This window comes from Streptomyces novaecaesareae (assembly GCF_000716875.1).
In the GTDB taxonomy this organism is placed as follows: Bacteria; Actinomycetota; Actinomycetes; order Streptomycetales; family Streptomycetaceae; genus Kitasatospora; species Kitasatospora novaecaesareae.
The window spans coordinates 36,876-56,963 of record NZ_JNWQ01000032.1 but is presented as its reverse complement, the minus strand read 5'-3'; the positions used below and the strand labels follow the sequence as shown (position 1 = coordinate 56,963).

The following is a 20,088-nucleotide window of genomic DNA, read 5'->3' as shown; positions in this document are numbered from 1 at the left end:
GGTGTGAGCCAGTTGCGCATCGCCACCTTCAACCTCCTGCACGGCCAGCCGCTCGCCCCGGACGGCGCGCCAGGGCCCTACCCGTCCGACCCCCGCGCGCCGCTGGCCCAGGCGGTGGCCGCGCTGGACGCGGACGTGCTGGCGCTCCAGGAGGTCGACCGGGGCCAGGCCCGCTCCGGCGGCACCGACCAGGCGGCGGTGGCGGCCGCGGCGATGGGCGCCAAGGACTGGCGCTTCGCCGCCGCCCTGCACGGGCGCCCGGCCCCGGTGGCCGGCTGGCTGCCGGAGCCGGGCGGGCCGAACGGCCTGCGGGTGTACGGGCCCGGCGAGGTGGACGACGACGCCCCGCCCTCGTACGGGACGGCACTGCTGACCAGGCTTCCGGTCCGGCACTGGCGGGCCCGGCGGTTCGCCCCGGCGCCGTTCGGGCTGCCGCTGCGGGTGGCCGGGCGGCGCGGACTGACCCCGGTGCCGGACGAGCCGCGGGCCGCACTGGCGGCGGTGCTGGAGGGCGAGCGCGGGCCGTTCACCGTCGTCGCGGCGCACCTGTCCTTCGTGCCGGGCTGGAACATGGCGCAGCTGGCGGGCATCCGGCGGTGGATCGCCGACCTGCCGCAGCCCTACCTGGTGCTGGGCGACTTCAACCTGGTCGGCGCGGTGCCGCGCACGGTGCTCGGCGGGGCGACGGCGCTGGAGCGCACCGCGCCGCGGGTACGGGTGCGGGAACTGCGGGCGGCCCGGCGGGCGCGGCCGCAGGCGGCCGAGCCGCGCCGGCGGCGGGTGCGCGAGCCCCGGCCCCGGCTGCAGGGCTGGTACGACCTGGCGCGCACGCCGACGTACCCCTCGCACAAGCCGGCGGTGCAGTTCGACCACGTGCTGGCGATCGGCGTGCCGCGGACGGCGGTCGGCCCGGCGGCGGCCCCGCGCACGGCCGTCTCGGACCACCGGCCGCTGCTGGTCGAGGTCTCGCTGTAGGGGGCTACTGGCGGGTCAGGACACCGGCCTGCTGCGGGAGTTGGAGGCCGGGGGCGGGTGGCGGGTCGTACTGCAGGAGCAGCATCGCCGCGTCGTCGCCGAGTTGGCGTCCGACGTGGCGCACCACGTCCTCGTGCAGGCGCTGCAGGACGTCGGCGGGGCGGCCGTCGGCGCAGCGCGGGAGCCGTTCGGCGAGCGGGTAGAAGGCGCCCGAGCGGTCGCGGGCCTCGATCACGCCGTCGGTGAAGAGCAGGACCCGGTCGCCGCCGAGCAGCGGCTCCCGGTGGACCGGCGGGCGGACGTCGGCCGGGTCGAGGACGCCCAGCGGCGGTACGGTCTCGGCGAGTTCGAGCGGGCGGACCTCGCCGCCGCGCAGCAGCAGCGGTGCGGGGTGGCCGCAGTTGACGATCTCGGCGGAGCCGTCGGGCCGGACGCCGATCAGCACCAGGGTGACGAACTCCTCCTCCACGCCGGGGTGGTCGTTCTCGTGCAGGGCGCGGTCCAGGCTGACGGCCAGCCAGCCGGCCACCCGGTCCAGTGCGGGCTCCTGGTGGGCGGCCTCGCGGAAGGCGCCGAGCACGGCGGCGGCCGTCTCGACCGCGCCGAGGCCCTTGCCGCGCACGTCCCCGACCACGGCCCGCACGCCGTGCCGGGTGTTGACCAGCTCGTAGAGGTCGCCGCCGATCCGGGCGTGCGCGGCGGCGGCCTCGTAGTGGACGGCGGCCCGGACGGTGCCGACCCGCTCCGGGACGGGCCGCAGCAGCACCCGGCGGGCGATCGAGGCGACCAGCTGGGCGTCGGCCAGGGCCCGTTCCTGGCGCAGTCTCAGGGTGGCGCTGACCCAGCCGATCGTGGCGACCAGCAGGATCGCGATGACGCTGGCGGCGTGCACGGACTCGCCGAGCGTGTCGCTGCGGAAGGCCATCAGGAAGGCCGCCGCCTCGGTGCACAGGCCGATGACGAACGGGTACCAGGTGCGGCGGCTGACCACGGCGGCCAGCGCGGGTACGGCGGTGAGGGCGGGTTCGACCGTCACCTCGGTGCCGCTGAGGTAGTCGAGGGCGACGATCAGCACCATGCCGATGAAGGGCAGCGCGAGCGCCGTCCTCGGCCAGGTGCCGGTCGCGCCCGGAGCGGGTCCCGGGGTCGGCCCGGTGAACCGCTCTCTGATCCATCCGGTCGCGCTCAACTTCGGTCTCTCCAGCAGAAGACGCCGATGCCCGGGGGCACCTGCGGTGATGACTGAGGGTCAGGAAAGGTGGGCCTCGCTGGCGGCCGGAGCACGGGGGTTGACCGGTTACCGACCCCACAATAGGCGCGAAACGTGCTCGACGCACAGGTTTCGGGCGCCGGCGTGATGACTTGGATGCTCTGCGTGACTCATTAATCACTGTTCCCGATCAGGAGCCGTTCCAACTCTTTTCGGTCGGGAAGTCCTGCCGGACGGTCGATCCGCCCGCTGCGGACGTACAGGAACGAAGCCGTGACCAGCTCGGGGTCGACGCCCATCTGCTCGGCCCAGGCCAGTCGGTAGACCGCGAGCTGCAGCGGGTCCGCGGTCTCCTCGCGGTGGGTCTTCCAGTCCACCACTTCGTAGCGTGACGCACCACCGGATCCCGACAACGGGTCACCGTCCCGGTAGACCGCGTCGATCCGCCCGCGCACCACCCGCCCCGCCAGCACCAGCTGGAACGGCGCCTCGACCCGGTAGGGCTTGCGCTGCGCGTACGGGGTGCGCAGGAACGCCTCCTTGAGCCGCTCCAGGTCCTGCTCGTCCTCGATGCCGTCGTCGTCGGCGCCGGGCAGCGCACCGGGCTCGACCAGCAGCAGCGGCTCGATCCGGGACTGCACCCAGGCGTGGAAGCGGGTGCCGCGCCGGGCGGCGGGCTGCGGGGGCCGCGGCATCGGCCGGGCCAGGTCGTGCGCGAAGCCGTCCGGGTCGGCGGCCAGCCGCAGCAGCTGGGTGGCGGACAGCGCGGCGGGCAGCGGCACCTCCCGCGCGGTGCGCCGGGAGCGCTCCAACTCGCCCAGCAGCGCGGTCAGATCGCGGTCCCAGGAGGCGACCTGCCGCTGGTCCTCGGGGGCCATCGACTCGGGGGGCATCGGCTCGGGGGGCATCGCCTCGGGCCCTGGCCCGCCCTGAGCCGAAGGGCCCGCCGGCCCGGAGGCGAACGGGCGAACATCAGCTCCCGCGATCCTCGCGTTCACCACCTCGGCGACCCGGCGGCGGGCGTGCTGCGCGGCCGGGTCCAGCGGCAGCGGCCAGGGGTGCTCGACGGGGGAGGCCAGCGCCGGGTTCTCGGCGCCCTTCTCGGGCTGCTCGGCCCAGTGCTCGACCTCGCCGGCGCCGGGCTGCTCGCAGTGCTCGCGCAGCCCCTCCAGGAAGGCGGACGGCCCGCGGACGGTCTTCTGGCTCGGCCCCCACCAGTGCCCGGAGGCCAGCAGCAGCGAGCGCGGGCGGGTGAACGCGACGTACCCCAGGCGCAGTTCCTCGGTGCCGGAGTGCTCGGCCAGCTCCTTCTTGAAGGCGGTCATCGACTTGCTGTTCCACCCGCCGCGCACGTCGGGCAGGGTGGCCGCGTCACCGCGCAGGGCGTGCGGGAGCACGCGCTTGGCGCTGGTCCAGCGCTCGCGCGGGGTGGCGGAGGGGAACGCGCCCCGCACCAGGCCGGGGACGGCCACCACGTCCCACTCCAGGCCCTTCGACTTGTGGGCGGTGAGGACCTTCACGGTGTCCTCGCCGCCGGGCAGGCTGCTGTCCAGGCCGCGCTCGTACTCCTGGGCGGCGCGCAGGAAGCCGAGGAAGGCGGCGAGGCCCGGGTCCCCGTCGAGGTCGGCGAAGGAGGCGGCGACGTCCAGGAAGGCGTGCAGGGTCTCCCGCCGGCGGGCGGCCAGCGCCTGCGGGGAGGCGGCGAGTTCGACCTCCAGGCCGGTGACGGCCAGCACCCGGTGCAGCACGTCCATCAGCGGGTCGGCGAGCGAGCGGCGCAGCTCGCGCAGCTCCTGGGCGAGGCGGGCGAAGCGCACCCGGGCCTCGGCGGAGAACGGCAGCTCGTCCGGCTGGGCGCTGTCGAGGAAGCTCTCCACCGCGTCGGCCAGCGACACCACCTCGGTCGGGTCGGCCTCGGCGACGGCCGCGGCCAGTGCTTCGACGCCCTCGGGCCGGTCGGTGCGGACGAGCTCGGCGGCCCGCCGGCCGAGCAGCGCGAGGTCGCGCGGGCCGATCCGCCAGCGCGGGCCGATCAGCAGGCGCACCAGCGCGGCGTTGGCGGTCGGGTCCTGCAGCACCTCGCAGACCGCCACCAGGTCGGCCACCTCGGGCAGTTGCAGCAGCCCGCCGAGGCCCACCACCTCGACCGGCACCTCGCGGGCGACCAGCGCCGCGTGGATGTCGGGGAAGGCGGCGCCGCCGCGGCACAGCACGGCGATCCGGCCGGGCGCGGTGCCGGTGCGCACCAGGTGGGCGATCGAGTCGGCGAGCCAGTCGATCTCCTCGGCGTGGGTGGGCAGCAGGGCCGTCCGCACGAAGCCGTCCTGTTCGGCGCCGGGGGCCGGGCGCAGCGCCTCGACGCCCTCGTGCATCGCGCGCAGCGGCGCGGCGAGGGTGTTGGCGAAGGCGAGCAGGCGCCCGCCGCTGCGGCGGTTCTCGCTGAGCGCGTAGCGGTCGGCGGGGCGGCCGTCGGCCTTGGGGAAGTGCCGGGGGAACTCGTCGAGGTTGGCGACGGAGGCCCCGCGCCAGCCGTAGATCGCCTGGCAGGGGTCGCCGACGGCGGTCACCGGGTGGCCGCCGCCCGCACCGTCCGGGCCGGCGCCGAACAGGCCGGCGAGCATCAGGCGCTGGGCGACCGAGGTGTCCTGGTACTCGTCCAGCAGCACGACCCGGAACTGGCCGCGCAGCAGTTCGCCGACCTCGGGGCGCTGCTGGGCGAGGCGGGCGGCGGCGGCTATCTGGTCGCCGAAGTCCATCAGCCCGGCGGACTGCTTGCGGCGCCGGTAGTCCTCGACCAGGCTCAGCAGCTCCTGCCGGGCGCGGGCGGTGGCCGGGACGGCGCGCAGGTCGTCGTTGGTCAGCTTGACAGTGGCGAGGGTGTCCAGCAGCCGCTCGTCGAAGTCGCGCAGGGCCTGCGGCTCGACGAGGTGCTCGGCGAGTTCGCCGTCCAGGGCGGTGAGGTCGGCGACCAGGTTGGCGAAGGTGCCGGTGAGCGCGGGGAACGGGCCGCGGGCGGTGCGCAGCACCTTGGCGGCGAGCTGGAAGCGGGTGGCGTCGGCGAGCAGCCGTACGTCCGGTTCGATGCCGATCCGCAGGCCGTGTTCCTTGAGGAGGCGGCCGGCGAAGGCGTGGTAGGTGGAGATCTCCGGATCGCCGAGCGGCTCGGCGCCGTCCCGGTCGGCGACGCCGGCACGAAGCAGGGCGGTGCGGACGCGTTCGGCGAGCTCGCCGGCGGCCTTGTTGGTGAAGGTGAGGCCGAGCACCTCCTCGGGCCGTACGGCGCCGGAGCCGACCAGCCAGACCACCCGGGCGGCCATCACCGTGGTCTTGCCGGAGCCGGCGCCGGCCACGATCACGGCCGGCTCCAGGGGGGCGCCGATGGCCGCCATCTGCTCCCGGTTGAACGGGATCCCCAGCAGCTCCTTGAGCTGGTCGGGATGGCTGAGCACGGCGGTCACCCCGCAACCGTAACCGGAGCGACGGACAAGCCCTCATTCAGCCGGCTCCGCCCCGGCGGCGAGCGGGCGGGTCACAGCAGCTGCTCCCCGTCCCGCTGGGCGGAGCAGCTGCGGCGGAAGGTGCAGCGGTCGCAGCCGCCGCCGGTCTGCGGGACGAAGCGCTCGGCGAGGACCTTCCCGGCCGCCTCGGCGAGCAGGTTCTCGATCCACGGCTCGCCCTCCGGCGGCTCCTGCCGCTGGACCTTGGGGGTGTCCTGGGCGGCCTTGGCGGAGGGCTCGCGCAGGTGGACGAGTTCGGCGCCGCCGGTGTCCGGGGGGTGCTCGGCGAAGCCGGGCAGCTGGTTGAGGGCGCCGGCCCGGACGGCGAGCTGGTAGACGGCGAGCTGCTTGTGCTCGGGCAGCGACTTGTCGGTGGGTATCTGCTTGCCGGTCTTGAAGTCGACCACGTAGGCGCGCCCGGCGGCGTCCTTCTCGACCCGGTCCATCGAGCCGCGGATGCGCACCGAGACGCCGCCGACGTCGAGGGTGACGTCGAAGCCGTGCTCGGTGGCGACGACGTCCCGGCCGCGTTCCATGACGTGCCAGTTGAGGAAGCGCTCCAGGGCGGCGCGGGCCTCGGTCTTCTCCTGCCGGGACTTCCAGGGCGCGTCGAAGGCGAGCCCGTCCCAGACGGTGTCCAGGCGCTCCATGAGGACGGCGAGGTCGGCGGGGCTGCGGCCGGAGCCGACCTCGTCGGCGAGGGCGTGCACCACGTTGCCGAAGCCCTGGGCGGCCGAGCCCGCGCCGCGCGCCTTGACCTCCTTGTCCAGGAACCACTGCAGCGAGCAGCTCTCCAGCTGCTCCAGGCCGCTGCCGGACAGCCGCACCGGCAGGTCGGCGTCGCGCAGCGGTTCGGGGGCGGCGGTCGGGTCGTCCAGGCCCCACCAGCGGGCGGGGTGGGCGGCGGGCACCAGCGGCAGCCCTTCGTCGTCGGTGGCGGCGGCGAGGGTGGCGAGCCGTTCGGCGGCGGCGCGGCGCAGTTCGGGCGAGCGGGCGGGGTCGACGGTGACGGCCCGCAGCTCGGCGACCAGCGCGGCGACGGACAGCGGGCGGCGCGGGCGGTGGGTGACGTCCTCGACGGTGACCGGCGGGGTGCGGCGCAGCTTGTTGCCGTTCTGGGGGTACCCCCGGCCGGAGGCTGGGGGAGGGTCGACGTCCTCGCGGTAGAGCTCGCGCAGGAAGCGGGAGGGCTCGTCGCCGTCGTCGGCGGGGGCCTTGACGGCGGTGACGACCAGCCGCTCCTTCGCGCGGGTCGCGGCGACGTAGAAGAGGCGGCGTTCCTCGCCGAGCAGGGCGGCCGGGGTGAGCGGTTCGGCGAGGCCGTCGCGGCCGATCCGGTCGGCCTCCAGCAGGGAGCCGCGGCGGCGCAGGTCGGGCCAGAGGCCGTCCTGGACGCCGGCGACGACGACCAGGCGCCATTCCAGGCCCTTGGAGCGGTGGGCGGTCATCAGCCGGACGGCTTCGGGGCGTACGGCCCGGACGGTGAGGGTGTCGGCGGCGATGTCCTGGGCTTCGAGTTCGGCGAGCAGGTCGAGGGCGCTGCGGTGGCCGGTGACCTGTTCCTCGGCGCGGGCGGCGGTCTCGAACAGGGCGCACAGCGCGTCCAGGTCGCGGTCGGCGTTGCGGCCGGCGGCGCCGCCGCGCAGGGCGGCCCGCTCCAGGCGTTCGCGCCAGCGGCGGCTGCCGTCCCACAGCTCCCACAGCGCCTCCTCGGCGGTGCAGCCGCCGGCCAGCATCTCGCGGACCTTGCGCAGCAGGGTGCCGAGGTCGCGGGCGCGGCGGGCGTGCGCCGGGTCGAGGGCGACGAGGCGTTCGGGTTCGGCGAGGGCCTCGCGGATCAGCTCGCCGGCCGGGCGCGGGGCGGTGGCCGGGCGACCTTCGGCGCGCAGGGCGGCGCGTTCCTCCTCGCGCAGGGCGCGGCCCAGGCGGCGCAGGTCGGAGCCGTCGAGGCCGCCGAGCGGGCCGGTGAGCAGGGCGTGCGCCAGCTCGGTGGTGAGCGGGTCGGGGGTGTCGGGGGTGTCGGCGTCCTCGTCGCCGAGGTCGCCCTGCCGGTCGCGGGCGCTCTGCCGGGCGGCCTGTTCGGCGCAGACCCGCAGGGCGAGCAGCAGCTGGGCGACGGCCGGCTCCTCGCGCAGCGGCAGGTCGTCGCCGTCGATCTCCAGCGGGACGCCGGCCGCGCCGAGCGCCCGCCGGACACCGGGGATGGAGCGGGCGCCGGCCCGGACGAGCACGGCCATCTCGCCCCAGGGCACGCCGTCCTCCAGGTGGGCGCGGCGCAGCAGGTCGGCGATCGAGTCGAGTTCGGCGCCGGGTGTCGGGTAGGTGTACACCTCGACCCGGCCGCCTTCGCGGGAGGGCAGCAGGGCGCGGTGCTGGGCGAGCTTGTCGGCGGGCAGGCGGCCCATGGGCATCCGCCGGGCGATCTCGCGGGAGGCGGCGAGCAGCAGGGCGCCGGAGCGGCGGGAGACGCGCAGCACCTTGACCTCGGCGGGGCTGCCGTCGGCCCGGCGGAAGGTCTGCGGGAAGTCGAGGATGCCGTTGATGTCGGCGCCGCGGAAGGCGTAGATCGACTGGTCGGGGTCACCGACCGCGACGAGGTCGCGTCCGCCGCCGGCGAGCCGGCGCAGCAGCCGGACCTGGGAGGGGTCGGTGTCCTGGTACTCGTCGACGAAGACGACGTCGTAGCGCCGGCGCAGTTCGTCCTCGACGTCGGGGCGTTCGGCGAGCAGGACGGCGCGGTGGACGAGTTCGGCGTAGTCGAGGACGCCGCGCAGGTCGAGCACGTCGAGGTAGTCGGCGAGGAAGTGCGCGGCGGCGGCCCAGTCGGGGCGCTGGACGCCCTGGGCGAAGCGTTCCAGTTCGGCCTCGCCGAGGCCGAGCTCGCGGCTGCGGGCGAGGACGGCGCGGACCTCGTCGGCGAAGCCGCGGGTGGTCAGGCAGGCCCGCAGGTCCAGCGGCCAGGGGATCCGGGAGCTGCCGAGGCGGGCGTCCTCGGCGCCGCCGGCGAGCAGTTCGCGGACCATGACGTCCTGCTCGGGGCCGGAGAGCAGCCGCAGCGGCTCGGCGTAGTCCTGCGGGTCCTGGTGGGCGCGCAGCAGGGCGTAGCAGAAGGAGTGGAAGGTGGTGGCCTGCGGGGCGGCGGCGGTGCTGCCGAGCCGGCCGGACATCCGGTCGCGCAGTTCCGTCGCGGCCTTGCGGCTGAAGGTGAGGACGAGGATCCGCTCGGGGTCGGTGCCGTCCTCGATCCGCCGGGCGACGGCCTCGACGAGCGTCGTGGTCTTGCCGGTGCCGGGCCCCGCGAGCACCAGCAGCGGGCCGCCGGTGTGCTCGACCACGGCGCGCTGATAGGCGTCCAGCACGGGTGGGTCGGGCTGGACGAGCGGGTTGCGCACGAGCCGGTACGGGGAACTCACGGATGGTCCTGGGGTCGAGCGGTGGAACGGGGGGCATGGCGGGGCGGGCCCGTCGGGGCCCGCCCGCATCGAGCCTACGATCCTCCCCCGTCAATCCCGTCCGTGCGGGCCAATCCCAGGAATCGGCTCCCCGTCCCAGCGGGCCCGCTTGAGGTCGACCCGGGGCGGGTCGGCGAGTTCGCGCAGCGGGGTGCCCTCCTCGCCGTAGTGGGCGAGGGCGCGCTGCTCGTGCCCGGGCAGGAAGCGGCCGTCCGCGCGGATGACCCGCCACCAGGGCACCGAGCCGCCGTACAGGGCCATCACCCGGCCGACCTGCCGGGGCCCGCCCTGGCCGAGGTACTCGGCGACGTCGCCGTAGGTCATCACCCGGCCGGGTGGAATCCGCTCGGTCAGGTCGAGCACCAGTTCGGCGAAGGGCGGCAAGGAGTCCGGGAGGCCGTCGCCTGTTACGTCCGTCACCTGCGGCATTCTTCCTTACAGGGGCGCACCCGCGGTCCGGTGCGAACGGAACGCCGCGCCCGATCCGCCCCCTGTCCAGCACGGGGCGTCGGGGCATGCCACCATCTTCGGGGCGGTGAGTGGTGATACGAGGACAAGACCAGATGACCGGGACGGCTGACGTGGGCGTGGACAAGGACTCCGACGAGTCCGCTGCCGCCGTGCCCCCGCCGTCCGGCGGGGCCGAAGGCCGGCCCGAACCGGGGCCGACGCCGGAAGTCTCCCTGATCAAGGACCGGACGATCAAGACCCCCGCGCCCGCACAGCCCGAACAGCCCACCCGGCCGGAGACCCCGGCCGAGACCCCGAAGCCCGCCATCCCGGCGCCGACCGCCCCGAAGCCGCCGCACGACCACCAGGACCCGCTGGACGACGCCCCGCACCTGGACGTCGACGAGCCGCTGCTCGCCGCCCGCGCGCACCGCCCGTCCGACCTGATCCGCTTCCTGGCCGGTGTCTTCGGGATCGTCGCCGTCTTCGTCCTGGCCGGCATCGCCACCTCGACCACCACCGGCATCGAGCAGGACATCGCCACCAACGCGCCGCACTTCTCCGCGGTGCTCTCCACCATCACCGGCCTGGTCTCCAGCGTCGCGGTGCTCGCCGTGCCGCTGGCCTTCGCCGTCGAGCGGCTGATCAAACGCGACGGCCTGCGGGTCGCCGACGGCGTGCTCGCCTCGGTGCTCGCGTACGGCGTCTCGCTCGGCATCGACTGGTGGGTGGCCGAAGGCGCCTCCGACCACATCCGGGACGCGCTGACCAGGCTGCCGCTGGACAGCAACGGCACCCTCACCGACCCGGTGCACGGCTACCTCGCACCGGTGATCGCCTACATGACCGCCGTCGGCATGTCGAGCAGACCGCGCTGGCGGGTCGCCCTGTGGGTGGTGGTGGTCTTCAGCGGGGTGACCGAGCTGCTCGGCGGCTACACCACCCCGCTGTCGCTGATGCTCACCGTGCTGATCGGCTGGTCCGTCGCCTACGGCACGCTGTACGCGATCGGCTCCCCCAACATCCGGCCCACCGGACAGCATCTGATGATCGGCCTGCGCAAGGTCGGCTTCACCCCGGAGAGCGCCCACCGCGCGCCCGACGCCCCCGGCGGCACCCGCCGCTACCACGTGACCCAGCAGGCCGGCCCGCACCTGGACGTCCACATCATCGACCGCGAGCAGCAGGCCTCCGGTTTCTTCTACCGGGCCTGGCGGCGGCTGCGGCTGCGCTCGGTCGCGGTGCGCCGCAGCCCGCAGTCGCTGCGCCAGGCGCTGGAGCAGGAGGCCCTGATCGCGTACGCGGCGGCCGCCTCGGGCGCCCACGCCCCGCAGCTGGTCGCCACCTCCGAGCTCGGCCCGGACGCTGCGATCCTGGTGTACGAGAACGTCGAGGGCCGCACCCTGGACGAGCTGGCCGACGACGAGGTCACCGACCGGGTGATGGCCTCGATCTGGCAGTCGGTGGCCGCCCTGCACGAGCGCCGGATCGCCCACCGTCGGCTGACCGGCGAGTCGCTGCTGGTCGTGGACGCGAAGAGCGGCTGCCTGGTCAACCTCTCCGGCGGCGACATCGCCGCCACCGACCTCACCCTGCGCATCGACGTCGCCCAGCTGCTCACCACCTTCGCGCTGCGGATCGGGCCGGAGCGGGCCGTCGCCGCCGCCAACGCGGTGCTCGGCGCCGAGCGGGTGGCGCAGGCACTGCCGCTGCTCCAGCCGGTCGGGATGAGCCGCTCCACCAGGATCGACCTCGCCAAGCTCGGCAAGGAGCGCAAGGCCGCCGCCCGCGCCAAGGCGCTGGCGCAGGTCGCGGCCGGCGAGCGCACCCAGCAGCAGGCCGAGGAGGACATCGCGGCGGCCGGCGAGGACCTGCTGAGCCGCATCCGCGGCCAGATCCTGCAGATCGCGCCCGAGGCGCCGATGGAGCCGGCCAAGCTGGAACGGCTGAAGCCGAAGACGCTGATCATGGTGATCGCGCTCACCTTCGCCGCCTACCTGGCCCTGACCACCATCAAGCCGGCCCAGCTCAAGCTCTCCCAGATGAACTGGGCCTGGGCGGCGGCCGCCCTGCTGGCGGCCGCGTTCAGCTACGTCGCCGCCGCGATGAGCCTGACCGGCTTCGTGCCCGAGCGGCTGCCGTTCCGGCGCACCGTCGCCGCCCAGCTGGCCGGCTCCTTCGTCAAACTGGTCGCCCCCGCGGCGATCGGCGGCATCGCGCTCAACACCCGCTACCTGCAGAAGGCCGGCATCCGCTCCGGCCAGGCGGTGGCCTCGGTCGGCGCCTCCCAGCTGGCGGGCCTGGCCGGGCACCTGCTGCTGCTGTTCAGCTTCGGCCTGATCACCGGCAGCCAGACCAACGGCGACCTCTCCGCCTCCCGCGCGGTGATCATCGGCGTGCTGACCGCCGCCGTGCTCGCCCTGGTGGTGGCCGCCGTCGCGCCGCTGCGCCGGTTCGTGCTGGGCCGGCTGCGCTCGCTGTTCTTCGGCGTGGTGCCGCGGATGCTCGACCTGATGCAGACGCCCAGCAAGCTGGTCACCGGCTTCGGCGGCATCCTGCTGCTGACCCTGTCCTTCACCGCCTGCCTGGACTTCTCGGTGCAGGCCTTCGGCGGCGACGTCAGCTTCCCGGCGGTCGCGGTGGTCTTCCTGACCGCCAACGCGGCGGGATCGGCGATCCCCACCCCGGGCGGCATCGGCCCGGTCGAGGTCGCCCTGATCGGCGCCCTGACCGTCGCGGACGTGTCCCCCGCGGTGGCTACCCCGGCGGTGTTCCTCTACCGGGCGCTCACCTTCTGGCTGCCCGTCCTGCCGGGCTGGATCGCCTACAACGTGCTGCAGCGCAGGCACGCGCTCTGACCGTACGAGGGCGGACGCGGCTCCGGCCGTACGACGAAGGGCCCGCCGGACGGCGGGCCCTTCCACGTGAGAGCGTCGGTCAGTAGACCGGCTTGTGCGGCTCGATCTGGTTGACCCAGCCGAGCACGCCGCCGCCCAGGTGGACGGCGTTGGCGAAGCCCGCGGCCTTCACCACGGCCAGCACCTCGGCCGAGCGCACGCCCGACTTGCAGTGCAGCACGATCTTCCGGTCCTGCGGCAGCTTCTCCAGCGCGTCGCCCATCAGGAACTCGTTCTTCGGGATCAGCACCGCGCCGGGGATGTTGACGATCTCGTACTCGCCGGGCTCGCGGACGTCGATGAGGTAGATGTCCTCCTCGTCGTCCTGCCACTGCTTGAGCTGCTTCGAGGTGACGGTCGAACCGGCGGCGGCGGCCTGCGCCTCCTCCGACACGACGCCGCAGAAGGCCTCGTAGTCGATCAGCTCGGTGACCGTCGGGTTCTCGCCGCAGAGCGCGCAGTTCGGGTCCTTGCGGACCTTCACCTGGCGGTAGTTCATCTCCAGGGCGTCGTAGATCATCAGCCGGCCGACCAGCGGGTCACCGACGCCGGCCAGCAGCTTGATCGCCTCGGTGACCTGGATCGAGCCGATGGACGCGCACAGCACGCCCAGCACGCCGCCCTCGGCGCAGGAGGGGACCATGCCCGCCGGCGGGGCCTCCGGGTAGAGGCAGCGGTAGCAGGGGCCGTGCTCGGCCCAGAAGACGCTGGCCTGGCCGTCGAAGCGGTAGATCGAGCCCCACACGTACGGCTTGCCGAGCAGCACCGCGGCGTCGTTCACCAGGTAGCGGGTGGCGAAGTTGTCGGTGCCGTCCACGATCAGGTCGTAGCCGGAGAAGATCTCCATGACGTTGGAGTTGTCGAGGCGCTCCTCGTGGAGGATCACGTCGACGTAGGGGTTGATCTCCTTGACCGAGTCCCGCGCCGACTCGCCCTTGGAGCGGCCGATGTCGGACTGGCCGTGGATGATCTGACGCTGCAGGTTGGACTCGTCCACCACGTCGAACTCGACGATGCCGAGGGTGCCGACGCCCGCCGCGGCCAGGTACATCAGCGCGGGCGAGCCGAGGCCGCCGGCGCCGACGCACAGCACCTTGGCGTTCTTCAGCCGCTTCTGCCCGGCCATGCCCACGTCGGGGATGATCAGGTGGCGGGAGTACCGGCGGACCTCGTCGACGGTGAGCTCGTCGGCCGGCTCGACCAGGGGTGGCAACGACACGGGGACTCCGATGGATGTCTTGTTCGGATGGCCAGGGCCAGCCTCGCTGTGGGGTTGTTGCTCCGCCACTCGGGTGGCTCTCTAGGCCAACAGTGTCACGTCACTCCGCTATTCCGAGACAGCCCGTCCGATGGGCGAGACAGGCGGCGCCGGATCGTGGGACCGGCCGCCGGGCCCCCCAAGGTGCCACGAGCCCCTGTCCCACGGGCCCGTGGCACCCCCGGGGGCGCGCTCAGACCCGACAGGCCGTCTCCAGCCAGACGTCCCCGAGCGACTCCTCCAACGGCACCTGTGTCCGCCATCCGAGACGGTCCCTGGCGGTGCGCACGTCCGCCTGCCGCCACGGCACCGGCTCGCCCGGCACCGCCCGGCCCTCCGGCCGCGGGCCCTCCGCCCGGTGGCCCGGCAGGTACGGGCCGGGCTGGTGGTGGTGCCCCGGCAGGTGGTCGCCGCCCGCCCCGCCGGCCTGCGCCGGCAGCAGGACCTGCCGGTTCTCCTCGACGATCGACCCCTCGAAGCCCGAGGCCCGCACCAGCAGCTGGGCCGCGTCCCGGGCCCGGACGGCGTGCCCGCTGCCGATGTTGATCACCCCGGTGGCGGCCGAGACCGCGGCCGCCCGGATGGCCCGCGCGACGTCCCGCACGTCCACGAAATCCCGGTATCCGGACAGGTCCGGCATCCGCACCTGGTTCTCGTCCCGCTCCAGCGCCCGCCGCAGCCCCTCGGCCAGCCGGCCGAACAGCGAGGCGGTCGGCGCCCCCGGCCCCACCACGTCGAACACCCGCAGCACCGCCGCGTCCAGGCCGGAGGCCAGCACCAGCTCCGTCCCGGCCAGCTTGGACACCCCGTACGGGCCGACCGGCCGCGGCTCGGCCTGCTCGGACACCGGCACCCCGCCGGGCACCGGCCCGTACTCGGCGGCCGAGCCGACGTGCACCAGCCGGGCCGGCTCCCGGCTGCGCCGGATCGCCTCGCAGACCGTCGCGACGGCCAGCGTGTTCGACCGGATCAGGGTGCGCGAGCTGCCGTAGGTGGCGCCCGCGCAGTTGATCACCACCTGCGGCGCGACGGCGTCCAGGAACCGGGCCAGCGCGCCCGGGCTCCCGGTGGTCAGGTCGAAGCGGATGTCGGCCGAGTCGCGCCGGCCGAGCACCGTCACCTGCAACTCCTGGTCCATCAGCAGACGGTCGGTGACCCGGCGGCCGATGAAGCCGTCGGCGCCCAGCAGCAGCACCCTCATCGGGGGCGTCCTTCCACGAAGCGAGGTCGGGGACGACCTGGCGGACTGAAAATCAACGAACGGACGGAACGGGGATCACGAGCGGTCACGAAGGGGTCAGCGGTGCGAGCCCGCCCGGCCGAGCACCACCCAGACGTACGCCGCCAGCACCACCGCGACGGCGCCGCCACCGAGCAGCAGCGCCGACGGCAGGGAGCGGCCCAGGGCGAGCAGCCCGAGCGTCGCGGCCGGCCCGGCCACCGCCCCCAGCGCGGCGGCCGTCGTCCGGCCGCAGCGCGCCAGCAGCGCGGGCAGCACCAGCAGCAGGCCCAGCACACCCTGCGCCGCCCACTGCGCGGGGCCGGCCCGCTCGGCCGCCAGGTGCAGCAGCCCGCCGCCGTGGCCCGGGCCGGGCCTCGGAGCGACGACGGCCGTGACGGCCAGCGCTGCGAAGCTCGACACCGCCAGCACCGCCAGGTGCAGGGCGAGCGCGACCGGCAGCACCGGCCGCATCCGGGCCCGGAACGCGGCCAGGGTGCCCGCCGCGTCGAGGTGGCCCTGGCCGACCCGCCGGTACCAGCGGGCCACCCGCTCGGCCGACCCGACCGACAGCGCCGCCGCCAGCACCAGCGCGGCCGCCGGCGGCCGGTCCGTGCCCGGCACCACCGCCGGGATCAGCAGCAGCCCGGCCAGGCCCAGCCCGTACCCGAGCGCGGCGGGCCCGTACCGCGGGCCCGTGCGCCCGCCGGGCGCGGCCGGGGGCGGCGCGACCAGCGCGGGCAGCAGCACCAGCGGTACGGCGGCGGCCACCATCGGGGGCCAGCGGGCGTCGAACGCGACCACTCCGGCGCAGGGCAGCGCGGCCAGCGCGGCGGCGGCCAGCGACGCCCGGGCATCGGCCGCGCGCCGGGGCTGCCGGGCCGGCCCGGGCTCCGGCGGGCGGCGCGGCACCCGGGCGTGCAGCTCCTCGGCGAGCGAGAACAGGTCGGCGTGCCGGCAGCGGGCGGCGTCGTCCGGGCCGAGCCCGGCCTCCTCCAGCCCGGCGACGATCTCCAGCGGGTCGACGGCGCGCTCGCACAGCTCCCGGTGCTCCGCCATGACCTCGCGCACCGGGTCCGCACTGCTGCCGAGCGCCGGTCCGCCGGACATCAGACGGCCTCCGCGAGCGCGGCGGGCTCCCGGGCGCCGGTGCTCCCGGGCGCGTCCTCCCGGGCCCCGGTGCTCCCGTCCGCGTCCTCCCGGGCGCCGTCCCGGCCGCCGCGCGGGCCGTCGGCGAGCCAGTACTCGGCGGGCCGGGCGAACGGGCGCGGCACCGGGCCGCCCCCGCCGCCGGGGAAGGCCGGGTACTGCGAGACCAGCTCCAGGTAGATCTCCCGGAAAGCGCCGACCACCGGCTCGACGGCGAAGCGTTCCTGCGCCCGCAGCCGCCCGGCCAGCCCCAGCCGGGCCCGCCGCTCCCCGTCGCGCAGCAGCGCCAGGCAGGCGCCGGCCAGGGCCCGCGGGTCGCGGGCGGGCACCAGCAGCCCGGTCGGCCCGACCACCTCGCGGGCCACCCCGACATCGGTGGACACCACCGCCCGGCCGCTGAGCATCGCGTCCGCGAGCAGCCTGGGGCCGCGCTGGGAGAGCGCCGAGAAGACGGCCACCGTGCCGGCCTCCCAGACCTCGGCGAGGTCGCCGGGCCGTCCGGCGAAGTCCACCGCCGGGGCCACCCCCAGCCGCTCGGCCACCGCCGCGCAGTGCGCCCGGTAGCCGGGCGCCGTCTCCTCGCCGTACACCACCAGCCGGGCGCCGGGCAGCTCGGCGCGGACCTTGGCGAAGGCGTGCAGCACCAGCCCCGGATCCCGGCCCGGCTCCAGCGCCCCCGCCCACACCAGGGTCGGCGCGGCCGGCTCGGGCCCGGCGGCCGGGCGCTCCACCGCCGGCGTCCCCTCGTACACCACCCGGGTGCGCGCCGGGTCGGCCCCGCAGCGGCGCTGCCACTGCTGGTCGTGGGCGCTGCCCGGGGTCAGGACGGCCGCCTGCCGGTAGGTCTCCTCGGTGAGTGCCCGGAAGAAGGACAGCAGCAGCGCCCGCACCGGCCACCGGTACGGCGCCTCGTGACTCGCCCACTCGCCTCCGGGCGCTCGAACCCGCTGCCGACGCTCCTCGCTCCGGCGCTCGTCCCTCGCTTGTCGCTCCTCGCTTTCGGCACCGGCGCACCCTTCGGCTCGGGGCGGGTAGCCGAGGTACTGCTCGCGCAGGTGCAGGCCGTGCTCGGTGACGACGAACGGCACCCCGTGCAGGTGCCGGGCCACCAGGGCGGGCAGCGCGGCGAGCCCGCCGCCGACCACGTGGCACAGGTCGGCGGCGCCGAGGCCGCCGGGCCCGGTGCCGTACCAGGGCGCGGACAGCGGCCGCAGGCACTGCTCCAGCAGGTCGGCCGCGACCAGCACGTCGCGCACCAGCGGCTGCCCGGCCGAGGTGTCCGCGCCGGGCAGCCGCCAGGTCCGCTCCAGGATCCGGCGTGCGGGCGCGGAGGCCAGGAAGGCGGGCAGCGTGCCGTCCTCCCGGGCGAGCACCGCCAGCCGGTACAGCCCGGGCCCGAAGCCGGCCCGTCCTCCGGGCAGCACCAGCGCCCGCACCAGTTGCTCGTACGCCCCGGCGTACTGGCGTCTGCGCAGCGCGCCCGGCGCCCGCCCGCCGGGCCGGCGCCCCCACAGCGCCAGGGCCTGCCCGGCGGACGTCGCCGGATCGTCCGCGGTCCCCGCGCCCTGCGGTCCGGTCGTCAGCAGGTACCGCTCGAACTCGTGCTCCGGCAGGCCCGCGGCCAGCCGGTCGCACCAGGCTCCGGTGCCACGCTGGGGATGCGGAAGGGCACCCTCGGTGAGCAGGGCAACGCGCACGGGAGACCTCCAGGGCAGAGCGGATTCGCGGGCGGATCACGGGACGGATCGACGGACGGCCGAGCGGCCCGGGCAGTGGCCGGGGGCGCCCCCGCACGACGGCGGGAACGGCCGGGGCCGGGGAGTACGGTCGGCCGGCGCCGCGGCGCCTCCGGGCGTCCGCCCGCTCCGGCGGCCGGGCCCGACCCGCCGGGACCTTCGGCCGCGGCCGCCCTCCGGTTTCTCCGGCGGCCGCGACTCCCCCACACCTGTTCGGTCCGACAGCAGAAAGGTAGGACCGGCCCCGGGCAATCCATCGGTCACATGCCTGGCTGCCACCTGAACGAGTGAAACGCCGTGACCTCGCCCGAACCGGGCCGTTACCGGGCGGTATGCGCGGCCGCCCGCGGTAGAGGCGCGATCAGCCCCCGTGTGCGGGATCAGCCCGCCGTGTGCGCGATCAGCTCCCGCACCGCGCGGGCGACCTCGTCGGGGTGCTCCATCATCGCCACGTGCCCCGACTCCGGCAGCACCAGCAGCCGGGCGTCCGCGAAGGCCGCGCAGGCGCGGCGGGCCGAGCGGTAGCCGACGAGCTTGTCGCGCAGCCCGTACACCAGCAGCACCGGCGCCCGCACCTCCTCGGCCTGCCGCCACAGCGCCTGGTCGCCGCGCTCGGTGTACGCCGAGACGATGCCGCGGGCCGAGCCGACCAGCGCCTGCATCGCGTGCGGCACCTGCAGCCGGCGCCGGTACTCGGCCACCGCCTCGGCCCGGGCGGCCGGGCTCAGGCTGCCCGGGTCGCCGTAGACCAGCCGCAGCAGGTCCTCGGTGGCCGCCTCGGCGTCGCGCCCGCCCGCGGACAGCCGGCGCAGCACCGCGGGCACCCCGGGCAGCGCGAGCAGCCCGGTCGGCCAGGCGGAGCGCTGCGGGGGCAGCTCGGGCAGGGCGGGCGAGACCAGGGTGAGGCTGCGCACCAGGTCCGGGCGGAGTGCGGCCAGCCGCACGGCGACCGCGCCGCCGAGGGAGTTGCCGAACAGGTGGACCGGGCCGCGGCCGGCGGCCTCCAGGTAGCCGATCACGGCCCGGACGTGGCCGGAGACGGTGAGGTTGCCGTCGGTGGGCGGGTGCGAGCGGCCGAAGCCGGGCAGGTCCACGGCCTCGCCGTCGACGAGCCCGGAGAGCCGGTCCATCAGGGCCGTCCAGTTGGCCGCCGAGCCGCCGAGGCCGTGCACGAAGAGACCGGGCTCCCGCCCGTCCGCGACGCCCTCCGGGGCCGGCCGGTGCACCGCGAGGACCGCCCCGGGGACCTCGACCGTACGTACCTGCTGCTCAGCGCTGCTCATGGTGGACGATGGTAGTGAGCGCGGTCTGGGGGAGCACCGGGGAGGTCCGGGCGTCCCGTCCCTCGTCACACCACTGCCGAGGCCGAGGTCAGCGCCGTATTGTGGGCTCCTGACAACCAGGCCGACCAGCTTTACTCGCCTTCGCCGAACGCGGGCGCGGTTACCGAAAAGTAGAATCGGCCATCTTGCCAGCCCCGAACAGACCCGAAGTGAGGAGCGCCGTGACGGCCATCCAGGAGGCGCAGGAGCGCCCGCGCGGTGCCCGCCTGCCGCGAAGCGCCCGCCGTGAACAACTGCTCGGTGCCGCCCAGGAGGTGTTCGTCGCGCACGGCTACCACGCGGCCGCCATGGACGACATCGCCGACCGCGCCGGGGTGAGCAAGCCGGTGCTCTACCAGCACTTCCCCGGGAAGCTGGAGCTCTACCTGGCGCTGCTGGACAAGCACTGCGACGCCCTGGTCGAGTCGACCCGCGAGGCGCTGTCGACGACCAGCGACAACAAGCAGCGCGTGGCCAACACCATGGAGGCGTACTTCAACTACGTCTCCAGCGAGTCGGGCGCCTTCCGGCTGGTCTTCGAGTCGGACCTGACCAACGAGCCGGCCGTGCGCGAGCGGGTCGAGCGGGCCTCCGAGGCGAGCGCGACGCTGGTCAGCAAGGTGATCCAGGAGGACACCGACCTGCCCGAGGCGGAGTCCAAGCTGCTCGCCGCCGGGGTCTGCGGCCTGGCCCAGATCACCGCCCGGTACTGGCTCTCGCAGGGCCTGGAGATCCCGCGCGACGAGGCGGTGCGGCTGGTCGCCAGCCTGTCCTGGCGCGGCCTGAAGGGCTTCCCGATGCACCCGGGCGAGCTGCCCGGCGAGGCCGCCCACCAGGGGTGACCCCCCGATCCTCGTCTGGCCGGTGATCCGGTGCTCTATGGTGAAGCCGTACGGCGCGGTCGCCGCGAACGCTTGTCCCAG

General features: G+C 75.4%; 12 protein-coding genes. 3 read left to right on the top strand and 9 right to left on the bottom strand.

The genetic code is table 11. The features are described from left to right. Positions 1 to 3 precede the first annotated feature (3 nt). Complete coding sequence (locus tag OP86_RS14620) at positions 4 to 975, top strand: endonuclease/exonuclease/phosphatase family protein (protein WP_063832377.1); 972 nt, start codon at positions 4 to 6, stop codon at positions 973 to 975. 4 nt (positions 976 to 979) lie between these two features. Here the strand turns inward: OP86_RS14620 and OP86_RS14615 are convergent, their stop codons facing one another. The 4 genes from OP86_RS14615 to OP86_RS14600 all read right to left on the bottom strand — a co-directional run bounded on the left by OP86_RS14615 (position 980) and on the right by OP86_RS14600 (position 9,563). Further along, positions 980 to 2,164, bottom strand: a complete 1,185-nt coding sequence (locus OP86_RS14615) for a PP2C family protein-serine/threonine phosphatase (protein ID WP_051830092.1) — start codon at positions 2,162 to 2,164, stop codon at positions 980 to 982. Between the two features lie 194 nt (positions 2,165 to 2,358). Beyond that, complete coding sequence (locus OP86_RS14610; RefSeq protein WP_030258750.1) at positions 2,359 to 5,643, bottom strand: ATP-dependent helicase; 3,285 nt, start codon at positions 5,641 to 5,643, stop codon at positions 2,359 to 2,361. Positions 5,644 to 5,714: 71 nt separating this feature from the next. Further along, the gene (locus OP86_RS14605) at positions 5,715 to 9,095 is read right to left on the bottom strand and encodes an ATP-dependent helicase (RefSeq protein WP_234435012.1); all 3,381 of its coding nucleotides are present in this window, start codon (positions 9,093 to 9,095) and stop codon (positions 5,715 to 5,717) included. Between the two features lie 90 nt (positions 9,096 to 9,185). Next, positions 9,186 to 9,563: an MGMT family protein gene (locus OP86_RS14600; RefSeq protein WP_033331922.1), complete on the bottom strand. Its 378-nt coding sequence runs from the start codon at positions 9,561 to 9,563 to the stop codon at positions 9,186 to 9,188. 134 nt (positions 9,564 to 9,697) lie between these two features. On the opposite strand from OP86_RS14600, the gene OP86_RS14595 reads away from it, so the two are divergent. Further along, entirely contained in the window at positions 9,698 to 12,442 is a 2,745-nt protein-coding gene (locus tag OP86_RS14595) for a flippase-like domain-containing protein (RefSeq protein ID WP_078589042.1), read from the top strand. A 79-nt stretch (positions 12,443 to 12,521) separates the two neighbouring features. Here the strand turns inward: OP86_RS14595 and moeZ are convergent, their stop codons facing one another. The 5 genes from moeZ to OP86_RS14565 all read right to left on the bottom strand — a co-directional run bounded on the left by moeZ (position 12,522) and on the right by OP86_RS14565 (position 19,126). Further along, positions 12,522 to 13,700, bottom strand: a complete 1,179-nt coding sequence (moeZ, locus tag OP86_RS14590; protein WP_030061512.1) for an adenylyltransferase/sulfurtransferase MoeZ — start codon at positions 13,698 to 13,700, stop codon at positions 12,522 to 12,524. Positions 13,701 to 13,932: 232 nt separating this feature from the next. Further along, positions 13,933 to 14,940, bottom strand: a complete 1,008-nt coding sequence (locus tag OP86_RS14585; protein ID WP_030258745.1) for an NAD-dependent epimerase/dehydratase family protein — start codon at positions 14,938 to 14,940, stop codon at positions 13,933 to 13,935. 96 nt (positions 14,941 to 15,036) lie between these two features. Beyond that, the gene (locus OP86_RS14580) at positions 15,037 to 16,068 is read right to left on the bottom strand and encodes a hypothetical protein (protein WP_051830090.1); all 1,032 of its coding nucleotides are present in this window, start codon (positions 16,066 to 16,068) and stop codon (positions 15,037 to 15,039) included. Next, positions 16,068 to 17,804 (bottom strand): DUF3492 domain-containing protein, encoded by a 1,737-nt coding sequence (locus tag OP86_RS37170; RefSeq protein ID WP_051830089.1) that lies wholly within the window; start codon positions 17,802 to 17,804, stop codon positions 16,068 to 16,070. The genes OP86_RS14580 and OP86_RS37170 overlap by 1 nt, the downstream gene beginning before the upstream one ends. Before the next feature lie 419 nt (positions 17,805 to 18,223). Next, positions 18,224 to 19,126, bottom strand: coding sequence for an alpha/beta fold hydrolase (locus tag OP86_RS14565; RefSeq protein ID WP_030258741.1), 903 nt, complete (start codon positions 19,124 to 19,126; stop codon positions 18,224 to 18,226). A gap of 221 nt (positions 19,127 to 19,347) precedes the next feature. Here OP86_RS14565 and OP86_RS14560 point away from each other — a divergent pair, with 221 nt between their 5' ends. Continuing rightward, positions 19,348 to 20,007, top strand: coding sequence for a TetR/AcrR family transcriptional regulator (locus OP86_RS14560; RefSeq protein ID WP_030258738.1), 660 nt, complete (start codon positions 19,348 to 19,350; stop codon positions 20,005 to 20,007). Positions 20,008 to 20,088: the final 81 nt, after the last annotated feature.

Coding starts and splice junctions, on each gene's coding strand:
- OP86_RS14580 (WP_051830090.1), bottom strand. CDS start 16,068: ATGTCCGGCGGACCGGCGCTCGGCAGCAGTGCGGACCCGGTGCGCGAG.
- OP86_RS14565 (WP_030258741.1), bottom strand. CDS start 19,126: ATGAGCAGCGCTGAGCAGCAGGTACGTACGGTCGAGGTCCCCGGGGCG.
- OP86_RS14595 (WP_078589042.1), top strand. CDS start 9,698: ATGACCGGGACGGCTGACGTGGGCGTGGACAAGGACTCCGACGAGTCC.
- OP86_RS14600 (WP_033331922.1), bottom strand. CDS start 9,563: ATGCCGCAGGTGACGGACGTAACAGGCGACGGCCTCCCGGACTCCTTG.
- OP86_RS14585 (WP_030258745.1), bottom strand. CDS start 14,940: ATGAGGGTGCTGCTGCTGGGCGCCGACGGCTTCATCGGCCGCCGGGTC.